Below are 11,717 nucleotides of genomic sequence, written 5' to 3' on the forward strand. Positions count from 1 at the left end.
ATTATCAAAGATTAATTGGCCTTCATTTGATGACGCATTTCCGGCATTTATCATTATTTTATCAATGCCTTTAACATCTAGTATTTCTACAGGGATTGCGTTTGGTTTCATTACGTACCCATTATTAAAACTTGTAAGTGGTAATGGTAAGAATGTACACCCTATTATATATATTTTCGGTGTAATTTTCTTAATTCAAATGATCTTTTTACCAGCGCATTAATACGTATAGAAAAGCTGTTTCGAACTGACGTTTCGAAACAGCTTTTTCAAATATTTTATATAATGATTTGTTTTTTATAGCTTTTTTCAGAGAGTATGATAGCCTAAGGATATATAAGCTTTATTGTCCTTTAATTATCTGAATAAATAAAATCATTCTTATTATTACAGTCGTTGAAGAGAATGTATTCCAAATGAAAGCTAAATGAAACGAATTGTAATAAAAAGTTTGCTAGAATACTTAAATAGGGTATAGAAGCTGTATGAGTACGTAGATACATAATGATCCTTCGTTGTGAATAAAAATCTCATCATATTATGAAATATCAGGAGATGAATTAGCGAAAAGCCTTAAAAAAAGTATATTGAGGGGATTAATATGACGCTTGAAAAACGTTTAAGTCAAAAAACATATAATGAAACATTATTAGTCGATTACGAACAATACAACCCAGTTGAAGCACTTGGAGTAATGTTTGCGGAAGAAAATAGAAAAGAGCTAACCGATTTATCGTATATTCGCTTCGCACAAGGTGAAGTGTATTTTGGATTTCAAGATTATGAAGCAGCGATTTTTAAATGGGAAAATATTTCGAATGAATTAGAACCATGGGCAAAAAAAAACGTAGGTGACGCATATTTTGAATTGGGGTTATTTGCGACAGCTATTGATTTCTATAAAGCCATTCAAACAGACAGCTTAGTATTGCAAACAGAAATAGCACTTAAGCTATTTGAAGTATATATTGCTGATAAGAAGCAGGATTTAGCAGTAGAGTCTATTAAGCATGCGGTACAAATCAATCCTGATTACCAAACGATTACAGAAGTTGCACGTGTATTCTTTGAACAAAATATGGATTGGTCAAATGCTGTGGAACTTGCAGTTAATGAGTCGATTCGTATTGAATTAGAGTATTGGTTTGACATCTTAAAGGAATATATCGATGCAGGCTATACGAAAAAAATGGAACCGGAATACTTCGCCAATGTGCTTGAAGTAGTGTATAAAAATGATTATATTCGCTTTGAAAAATTAGTTGCTTCACTTTGGAGAAGCTATGAAAACGGTGAAACTTTCATCGCTTGGATTGAAGTAGTTAACAGTTTATTGAATCGAATAAACACTCAAGAATCTAGTTCTTGGCATATCATTTCAAGATTATTTCAAGAGGCATTTACACGTATCGTAAGTGGAGAATTTGAATTGCCGGACATTACGAATATCATGCCAAGGCTGTTAGTTAACTGGACAAATATTGTTCAACCTGGACAAGCTTTATCTGCATATTCAACATTAATTGCATGGAGCGAATTCTATCCAGGAGTAATTAATGAAGAAACCGTTCAATTGGTAGAGCAAAAAATCTGGAGCTGCAAAGATCAAAAGAGCTTGCTAAAAGACAGTTTGGAATTATTTGATTCGATTGCCCAATGGGCAAGTCGTCATAAGGTGGAAATTGGCACAAAAATGCGGTGGTTTGTACAAGATATATTAGATTTACAAAAACAAAATGTTGTAGTTGTTGGTGTGAACGGTACTGGAAAATCAACCTTTATTAACTCTGTTTTAGGGCAGTCGCTATTTGATGCACCAACAAAGAATACTGTAAGAATAAAAAATGCAATAGATTCGCATGTGACGATGATTTCAAATGATACTATACATTCTGAGATGGAAGTAAGTGATGGAATTCACCTAATTAATAGTGAAAATCCGTTAAATTCTGATACAATTGTTGATTTTGGATTCCCAGCGGATGTTTTGGAACAATATCAAATTGCTTTAATCGATACACCTGGATTTAGAGGTAGAAGAGATGAAACGCAAGTGATGGAAATGTTACCAATCGCCGATTATTTACTATTTATTTTAGATGCAGAAGATCCTTTTACAGAACAAGAACGTGATTTATTGTTGCGAATGAAGGAACAAGCACCTCATTTACCAGTTTCGTTTGTTGTAACAAAATTAGATACTATTTATAACAAACAGGAAGCAAAGGAAATGGTCGAAGATACGTATAACCGAATTGTTCAATATGAGCCGAATGCAAACGTTATTGCATTTTCTTCTAAATATGAAATTCCGGGGCAAGTGTCGTCACTAATGGAGTTATTCTCAAGCTTCAAGATTGAAGTAAATCAAGAGAAAAAGCGTACAAATCAATTATTGCAAGTTATTCGTCGCACGATCGCTGCACTTTATAAGAAGCGTGTTGAAAAAGAACAGTCATACACAGATTCTATTAATTGGAATGAAGAAATGTTAACTAAATTTAATGGTTCAACTGTTCAATTGGAAGATTACAAAAAAGATAAAACTGCTAATATTCGTCGTACGTATCGTACAATTAAGGATGATATTAAAGAGAGAATGGAAAGAAGAATTCCTCAAATTTTAAAAGAGTGTGGCGAACTACTTAGCGAAGATAGTGACTTCCGTAAAGTTCATTTAGAGTTAAATGAAGAAATGAATAATCGTATTCAAGACTATGTAGAGAATTCACTTTTCCCGGAAATGATTGATTCTTTAAATGAATGGATTCAATCTTCGACAGAAGAATTATTTGAAAGCAAGAACTATATGGATGAAATGTCTGAAACTTTCAATGTCATTTACGGTGAAGAGAAGGTTGTTCTTTTAGGAGATTTTAAAGTTCTTGAAGATTGGCGACGTGATATTCGTCGTATGACTAGCAAGGTGATCGTTGAAAGAGAAAATATCTTACTTCGCCATACGCCATCACAGTTTATTTTGAAAAGTGCTGGTAAACTATTTGGAGCACTCTCTCAAAACAAGACAATGTTGTACAATCAATATAAGAAGTTTGTTGAGAATGAGGAATACGCTGAAACGACAACTTCGATTGTTTCGAAATTCCTGTTAGAATTTGATATATTTGAAAAAGCAATTGAGCGTGATTTAGCGTTATTCTTTATTCAACCATTTGCGGAACTGAATAAGCGTATAGATGAAGCGCATGAAGATATAAAAGTAAAAGAAGATGCATTACGTATTATGAAAGAAAACCCAGAAATATTTGATGATGCTATGACTTTATTTAAAATTAGACTATGTCAATCTGAATGGATGACTCACGTTGAGATAGATAGTAAAGTAGTAAATTCATAAATAATGCTTAAAGCACTTTGAAGCTATTTAATGAGTCTTCAAGGTGCTTTTTTTTATTGTATTATCTTTCGTAGATGATGAAAATTACGATTTTATATTTTTTATGCTAAATTTTATAAATATTGAAACGTTTTATAAGGGGTAATTCTCTAATAGATAGAAAGGGGGAGGAAATTCTGAATAAAATAAAATTGGTTCATCGCGCTAAAAAAGGGAATACACAAGCTTTTCAACAATTAATAGACGAAGAGAAAGTTCGATTATATAAAATGGCTCGTATTTATGTAAAAAATGAAGATGACGCACTGGAGATCTTTCAGGAAACCATTTATAAAGCTTTAATCGCTATTAAAGATTTGAAAGAGGAACAGTATTTTTCTACATGGGTAACACGTATTCTAATTAATACTGCTTATGATTTTTTAAGAAAACAAAAACGGGTGATTCCAATGGATAAATCGATACTAGAAAGTCGAAGCCAGTATTATACGATGCAAGAAGACGATGGTGATTTGCTAAAAGCAATAGAAGAGTTAGATGTTAAGTACAAGACGGTCTTATTACTTCGTTATTATAAAGATTATTCGATCAAACAAATCGCAGAAATCGTAGAATGCCCTGAAGGAACGGTAAAGACTCACATCCATCGAGGGCTGCAATTATTGCGAATGAAAATCGAGGAGGGCTGTATAAATGAATAAAGACTTCCCGCAAATGAAGAAAGAAATCGATCAAATTCCTGTACCTATTGAAAAACTCGATCAAATTATTGCTGATACAATCACCTTACATGGTACTAATCAGAAAAAAATAAATAAAAGCTATATAAAGAGAGGGCTATGTGTTGCGGTAGTTGCGTGTATTGTTCTTATTGGCTCTGCATATATATCTCCTACAATGGCAAGTTTAGTTGCTCATATTCCGATCATTGGCCATTACTTTAATGGAAATGATAAAGGATTACAGGCAATATCAGAACATGACTTGGCATTAAATATTGATCAATCTGTTACTAAAAAAGGTACAACATTTACAGTGCACGATGCTTATTATGATGGAACACGCCTTGTAATTGGTTACTCAAGAAAATCTACACTACCTTCGCTTGAGTCCGATGAGTTCTATGAAACCCTTCAAATCAATGGTAAAGGTATGGAAGATTTAAGATTTAGTCACAGTGGTAGCGGCTACTATGTAAATCCTAATTATTATGTAGGGTTTATAGAAGTTAAACCAATTGTGAAAGACTTTCCTGAGAAGTTTAATGCAAAGTTAGTATTTTCTGAATACGGAGATAAAGCAGCCAAATGGAGTTTTTCTTTTCAAGTGAAATCGTCCAATGATATGACAGTTGTAAAGTCAAAGTCATCTCAAACAAGAACAATTGTAAAATCAGAAGTAACTTTTAAATCTCTTTCATATGGAATTGGAGGAACGGAATTAGCATTTGAGGCGATCGAGGACACAGATTATTTAAATAAGCATATGGATTTTTCTATTTATTATCAGCTACTTACTGATAAGGGAGAACTCATCAATTCATTAGGAGCTACTGGTATGGGTACGGGAGAGAATGCAATAAAAGGTAAAGAGCGTAATAGATATAAACATATGTATGAGCCGCTACCGGAAGGCACAAAAAGTGTAACTATTATACCGTATACGATTCCTTCTAATAATGGGGAAGAACTACCTAAAGTCGTTAAGCCAATAGAAGGTCAATCGTTACCATTTATCCTTGACCAAGGAGAAATAGGTTCTATTAATGTGCAGAAAATCGAACAGAATGATAGTAAATTGACGGTTTATTTTAGTATGAATAGTGACTTTCAATTTGATGATACGTTATCGCATAATGGAATCTGGCTTGAGAATAAAGAAGGCTCAAGATTATATAACTCAGAAGGTGTATACAGAATAAAAGGAAATCAATATAAAGAAGTATTTAAAGTAAAGGAAAATGAAGAGTTATTTATTGCTACCTACAAATATCCGAAGCCTGTTATGTATGAACCAATTACTGTAACACTTCCATAAAAGTTCAGAACCGATGTTTAATTGATCAATCAACATCGGTTTTTTTGTTTAAATAGCCGAAGCTAATTTTTTATTGTTAATTTTTGGAGGCGTAGGTTTTTTTGCATTGTTTTTCCTTTCGTAACCATACTAGCACTATAAGCATGTTTAAGTCAGGGTGAGTATATGGATCAGTTAGTTTATGTCAGAATGCGTAACCGTTTGGAAGTGGAAGGGAAGACAACTATTTATGTTAAGGATATTGCAAAAGTGATAGGTCCTCAGCTTACGGTTGAACGTATTCTTAATCATCAAATTTATGAAATAACAAAAGCAGATCGCAATATTATTATTATCGATTTTATACAGTTGGTAGAAAGTGTGCTTCAAGTGTATAAAAATGTAGAAATCCAAGGAGTAGGACCGAATCAAACGATCATTGAAGTTAAACAGAAAGATAGAAAGCATAATATCGGACTATTTATTCTTGTTTGGCTCCTTTTATTTGTAGGAGCAGCTATTACTATTATGAACTTTCATGAAGATGTTAGTATGCCCATTGTTCATCAGAAGCTCTATAAATTAATGACTGGAAAAGATGAGCAGAAACCACTTTTATTGCAAATCCCTTATAGCATTGGCTTAGGTGTTGGGATGGTATTGTTCTTTAATCATTTTTTTAAGAAAAGATTTAATGAGGAGCCAAGTCCATTAGAAGTTGAGATGTTTAATTATCAACAAGATTTGGATCGCTACGTCATGATGAATGAAAATAAGGAAAGTACGACACATATTGATGATTCTTCAGATCATTAGCATTCTTTTCGTTGGGTTTGCTGGTGGACTTGCAGTAGGATCGGGCTTTGTTGCTTTCTTAACTGTTTTAGGGGTCATTCCGAGAATCACTCAATTAACGAAAACAGAATCGAAAATTCATTATTATGAATTGAGTGTAATAGCTGGTGTAGTTGTAGGTGGATGGGCGAGTCTTAATTACATAACGCTACATGTACCAGTTATTATTATGGGCTTTATTGGAATTTTAAATGGAGTATTCAATGGGATGCTTGCAGCTGCTTTAACGGAGGTATTAAATGTATTGCCTATATTAGCAAAGCGTATTGGCTTTCATGAGAAAATCATTTACTTATTGATGGCAATAGTATTAGGGAAGATATGTGGCTCATTATTTCAATGGATATATTTCATTGATCTATAGAAACGAAAGAAAGGATAACCATTCATGAGCGAAAAGCGTAAAGTCATATTAATAACGGATGGCGATGAGTATGCAAAGCGGACTGTTGAAATGGTTGCGAAAGAAATTGGCGGAAGATGTATTTCTTTGTCACATGGTAATCCAACGGTATTGAGTGGTTCGGAAATTGTTGAGCTGATTAAAAAAGCAGCCTATGATCCAGTTTTAGTAATGGTAGATGATAGTGGCTATGTTGGAGAAGGTATTGGAGAGAAAGCGATGAAATACATTTGTGAACATCGTGATATTGAGGTGTTAGGTATTATTGCAGTTGCTTCGAAGACAAGGCAAAGAGAATGGACAAAAGTAGATGTTTGTATTGATCGATTTGGTGAATTGACGGAGTTTGGTGTAGATAAATTTGGCCTTCGAGAAATGGATGTAGGCAAAATAACTGGAGATACAGTGTATAGTATTGATTCTTTGCATGTACCAATTGTTGTAGGGGTTGGAGATGTCGGAAAGATGGCAATGAAAGACCATTATAGTAAAGGTGCGCCCATTACTAAACTTGCTGTGAAATTGATTTTAGAAAGGAGTGGATATTATGACAACGAAGAATGAAGAGAAAAAGCCGATACCAAAAAAGCTAGCCGAAACTGAACAATTTATGAAAGATAAAGTAGGGTTAGGTGAGAGTTTCGATTTGGGCATTCGAAAATTTACGATTTTAAAAAAAGAAGTAAATCTTTACTATGTGAATGGTTTATGTGATACGGCATTTATTGTTCAACTATTAGAAGAATTAGTAGAGTTGAATGATCATGAACGTAAGAATAGACACACCTTTGATGTAATAAAAAATCGATTAGTTCACCAATCTGTGGAAAATATTCAGACATTGGATGAGTTAGTTGATCAAGTTTTAACAGGACTAATTGTTTTTCTAATTGAAGGTGAAGAATATGGTCTCGTTGTTGATGTTCGAAGTTATCCAGGTCGTCAACCTGCTGAGCCAGATACGGAAAAGGTAGTAAGAGGTTCAAGAGATGGCTATGTAGAGAATATTATTATTAATACGGCTTTAACGCGCAGAAGAATTCATGATGAGCGGTTACGCTTTGAAATTATGAAAGTAGGAGAGCGTTCGAAGACGGATATTGTAATTGGATATATTAAGGATGTGGCAAATCCTGATTTAGTAGAGACTGTTAAAGAAAGAATTCAAGAAATTAAAATCGATGGATTGACAATGGCAGATAAAACAGTGGAAGAATTTATTGTTAAGCAAGGGTATAATCCATATCCGTTAGTAAGGTATACAGAAAGGGCGGATGTTGGTGCCACTCATTTACTAGAAGGTCATGTATTGATATATGTTGATACGTCTCCTAGTGTGATTATTACACCGACTACATTTTTTCTTCATATGCAGCATGCTGAGGAATACAGACAATCACCCACAGTTGGTACTTTTATAAGGTGGGTTCGATTCCTTGGAATTTTCGCTTCTTTATTCTTAATCCCTTTATGGTATCTTTTCGTTTTGGAACCGTCCATGCTTCCAGAAAAAATAGCTTTTCTCGGACCAAATGAAGAAACAAATATACCTATTTTATTTCAAATTCTTATAGCAGAAATTGGTGTGGAATTTTTAAGATTAGCGGCTATACATACACCTACACCATTATCGACTGCGCTAGGTTTGGTGGCCGCAGTCCTACTTGGTCAAATTGCCGTAGATGTAGGAATGTTTGTACATGAAGTTATTTTGTATGTCGCAGTAGCTACTATTGGAACATACGCTACACCAAGCTTGGAATTATCCGTGGCGAACAAGTTATTTCGTTTATGTTTATTTTTGGCTGTTGCCATTTTTAAAGCGCCAGGCTTCGTGATGGGTATCACAATATATATTCTTTGTCTAGTAAGAACAAGGTCAATCAATACACCTTACTTATGGCCGTTTATACCTTTTAGTCCAAAAGCTTTTAGCCAGATACTCATAAGACGATCAATGCCAGGTTCGAAAGTACGACCAAGTATTGTGCATCCTCAAAATCGCTACAAACAACCGAAAAATTAATTAATAGCCCCTTGAAGTTGCAAGATTATTATGTTAATTTAATTCTATTCTATATGATGTACGTAAGTAGACAGTGATTGAAATGTTGCTGTCTATTTTGTAATTATTGGGAAAATAGTTAGCTTAGAATCTGAGTTTTGATGAGAAGGGATGAGGGCAATGTACTTATATGGTACTAGCAAAGTAAATAATGAAGGTCATCTGGAAATTGGAGGAAAAGATACGGTTGAACTAGTTGAGAAATATGGTACACCTCTTTATGTTTACGATGTTGCGTTAATTAGAGAGAGAGCAAGAGGCTTTAAAGAAACATTTGAAAAATTAGGTGTTTCAGCACAAGTGGCATATGCAAGTAAAGCATTCTCATCAATCGCGATGATTCAGTTAGTAGAAGAAGAAGGATTATCATTAGACGTTGTATCAGCTGGTGAGTTATATACAGCATTAGCAGCTGGTTTTCCTAAAGAGAAAATTCATTTTCATGGAAATAATAAAAGTGAAGAAGAACTCATCATGGCAATCGATGAAAACATCGGTTGCATTGTAGTAGATAATGATTGTGAGCTATTTAAGCTAGAGGAATTATGTCAAAAAAGAAATAAACAAATTCCTATTCTATTGCGAGTGACGCCAGGAGTGGAAGCTCATACCCATGATTATATTGTAACAGGTCAGGAAGATTCGAAATTTGGCTTTCACTTGCAGAACGGTCAAGCTGAGAAAGCGATGTTGTTCGCTATGAATAGTAAATCGATTGAATTATTAGGATTGCATTGCCATATCGGATCACAAATCTTTGAAACAGCAGGTTTCTTACTTGCAGCGGATAAGTTAATGCAAAAGTTGAAGGAATGGCATGATGAATATCAATTCGAAGCAAAAGTTTTGAATCTTGGTGGTGGATTTGGGATCCGTTATACAGAAGAAGATCAACCTCTACCTCCAGCTCAGTATGTAGAAGAAATTGTTAAAGAAGTGCAAAAGCAAGCTAACGCATTAGGTTTAAATGTTCCTGAAATTTGGATTGAGCCGGGTAGATCTTTAGTAGGTGATGCGGGAACGACCTTATATCGTACTGGTAATTACAAAGAAATTCCTGAAGTAAGAAAGTATTTAGCAATAGATGGAGGAATGAGCGATAATATTCGTCCAGCTTTATATAGTGCTAAATATGACGCAGTGCTTGCGAATCGTATGAATGATAAAGTGGAAGAAACTGTTTCGATTGCAGGAAAATGCTGTGAAAGCGGAGATATGTTAATTTGGGATTTACCTCTTCCGAGAGCCAATGTAAATGACATTCTAGCGGTCTTCTGTACAGGTGCGTACGGTTATGCAATGGCGAATAACTATAATCGTATACCAAGACCGGCAGTTGTCTTTGTGGAAAATGGAAAAGATTATTTAGTTATTAAACGAGAAACGTTACAAGATTTAATTAAGCTCGATTTACCATTAGGTGAAACGGTAAATAAATAAAAACAAAAAAATCATCTCAGTAGGGGCGATCCCTATGAGATGATTTTTTTGTTTGCATTCGAATGTCACTTTTTGAAAATAAAATTCGACCTCAATTAGTTATTATTGAAATAATGATTTAAACCAATCAATTATAGCAACAAAGAATTCTTTCACTTTATCTAAGAAGCCTTGACCTTCTTCTGAGCTTAGGAATTCTGTTAATTTATCTTTTGCATTTGTTAATTGATCACCAACTGCATCCCAGTTGATATTTAGATCCTTTAATTTATTAAATAAATCAACTAAGCTTTGTTGTTGAGCTTCTGTTAATTCGATATTTAAATCTTTAGATGTTTGTTCAACGATTGATTGAACTTCTTCGACATTTTGCGGAGGATTTTTTGAAATCTCTTCTTTGATTTGCGTCATTAATGCTGATGCTTCATCTGTACCGATTTGATCTCCTAGTTTTGCTGCCGTTACCATTTCTTCGTTTGCTGCTTGTTTCACTTCTTCAGGTATTTTCTGATTTGAAGATACTTCGTAAGCTTTAATAACACCAGTTAGTGCTGCTGTTCCTGATACTGGTGAAGGAGCCGTAACATAAACCTCTGCATCTTTAACACCTGCTGTAGCTAGGGCGTTAATGAACATTTCATCACTAACCCAGTCAATATTATGAGATTTAACGACAATCCCTGATCCTTTTTTGCCAATTGTAGTTTTTGAGGAAGAAAGGGCTCTTGTTCCTATTAATCTCTTAGAAACATATTGACCTAAGTATTGATGTTCTTCTTCATTTGTTATTTCAATCACTTCTGTACCTTCAGCAACATTCATTTCTTTTAGTAATTGATCCTTCTGTACTTGGGTTAAGTTCTTCCCAAGTGTGACAATCGTATCTCCAACTTGCGCATCCGCAAATGCTTGTATTGGCAACATTAGCATACAGCTCATCATGACAGCTAGTATGATTTTTTTACTTACTCGTTTCATTTTGAAACCTCCTTAATACATATAGACGATTAAGAATCAGAAAAGGATTCGTTTTTATCGACTTTTAAGTGTAGTACTTTTAAGCATTTAAGACAAGCACTACACAAGCATAATGAAATAAGTACAATAAATCAATATGACTTGAGTTGTATTATTTTCTAAACTTTATTATACTTTTCCATAATTCTAATTTTTCGCAATAAAAGGAAGAAGTTTGATATGATAGTTGTGAAAATACGAAACATCGCTAGATAAGAAGAGTCTTCTTGACACAAATAAGGGGAATAGTGGATATTTGAAAGGGATGGATATTTTGAGGAAGAGCAATATAATCTTATTGATCGTACTTATTGTATTGGCACTGGGATGGGGATTTGTTTATTGGAGATTCGTCGCTTAATTGAAGAATATAATTAGAAAAATGTAATTGAAAATAATCTATTAAACTACGGTAAAGTTACTTTTTTTATGTAATAGATTTACACTTATATGAAGTTGATTGAAGTCTATTTATCTTGTAAAATAATATGGAATTACATATAGAAAGTACAATCTCGGTAGTCAAAAAATGTTCTTGATTAGTAAAGAGGTATATACTATGT

9 protein-coding genes and 1 pseudogene are annotated in these 11,717 nt (G+C 33.9%); 9 read left to right on the forward strand and 1 reads right to left on the reverse strand.

Features of this window, described 5'->3' with window-relative positions:
• The 9 genes and pseudogenes from V7014_RS26020 to lysA all read left to right on the forward strand — a co-directional run.
• A pseudogene (locus V7014_RS26020) lies at nt 1–223 on the forward strand (NCS2 family permease); the annotation flags it as partial.
• Between the two features lie 378 nt (nt 224–601).
• The gene (locus V7014_RS26025; RefSeq protein WP_335511835.1) at nt 602–3,358 is read left to right on the forward strand and encodes a GTP-binding protein; all 2,757 of its coding nucleotides are present in this window, start codon (nt 602–604) and stop codon (nt 3,356–3,358) included.
• Between the two features lie 191 nt (nt 3,359–3,549).
• Complete coding sequence (locus V7014_RS26030; protein WP_438824983.1) at nt 3,550–4,059, forward strand: sigma-70 family RNA polymerase sigma factor; 510 nt, start codon at nt 3,550–3,552, stop codon at nt 4,057–4,059.
• Nucleotides 4,052–5,395 carry a DUF4179 domain-containing protein gene (locus V7014_RS26035; protein WP_335511839.1) on the forward strand — a complete coding sequence of 448 codons (1,344 nt, stop codon included), beginning with the start codon at nt 4,052–4,054 and terminating at the stop codon, nt 5,393–5,395. Before V7014_RS26030 ends, V7014_RS26035 begins: the two co-directional genes overlap by 8 nt.
• Nucleotides 5,396–5,560: 165 nt before the next feature.
• Nucleotides 5,561–6,190: a stage V sporulation protein AA gene (locus V7014_RS26040; protein ID WP_335511841.1), complete on the forward strand. Its 630-nt coding sequence runs from the start codon at nt 5,561–5,563 to the stop codon at nt 6,188–6,190.
• Nucleotides 6,171–6,593: a stage V sporulation protein AB gene (locus V7014_RS26045; RefSeq protein WP_335511843.1), complete on the forward strand. Its 423-nt coding sequence runs from the start codon at nt 6,171–6,173 to the stop codon at nt 6,591–6,593. Before V7014_RS26040 ends, V7014_RS26045 begins: the two co-directional genes overlap by 20 nt.
• 24 nt (nt 6,594–6,617) lie before the next feature.
• Nucleotides 6,618–7,196, forward strand: coding sequence for a stage V sporulation protein AE (locus V7014_RS26050; RefSeq protein WP_335511845.1), 579 nt, complete (start codon nt 6,618–6,620; stop codon nt 7,194–7,196).
• Nucleotides 7,180–8,658: a spore germination protein gene (locus tag V7014_RS26055; protein WP_335511847.1), complete on the forward strand. Its 1,479-nt coding sequence runs from the start codon at nt 7,180–7,182 to the stop codon at nt 8,656–8,658. Before V7014_RS26050 ends, V7014_RS26055 begins: the two co-directional genes overlap by 17 nt.
• Before the next feature lie 159 nt (nt 8,659–8,817).
• Complete coding sequence (lysA, locus tag V7014_RS26060; RefSeq protein WP_335511850.1) at nt 8,818–10,137, forward strand: diaminopimelate decarboxylase; 1,320 nt, start codon at nt 8,818–8,820, stop codon at nt 10,135–10,137.
• A gap of 102 nt (nt 10,138–10,239) precedes the next feature.
• Here lysA and V7014_RS26065 read toward each other — a convergent pair whose 3' ends face one another.
• Complete coding sequence (locus V7014_RS26065; RefSeq protein ID WP_335511852.1) at nt 10,240–11,115, reverse strand: DUF1002 domain-containing protein; 876 nt, start codon at nt 11,113–11,115, stop codon at nt 10,240–10,242.
• Nucleotides 11,116–11,717 lie beyond the last annotated feature (602 nt).

The sequence above is a fragment of the Bacillus sp. JJ722 genome, assembly GCF_036963345.1.
Lineage (GTDB): Bacteria > Bacillota > Bacilli > Bacillales > DSM-1321 > Bacillus_AD.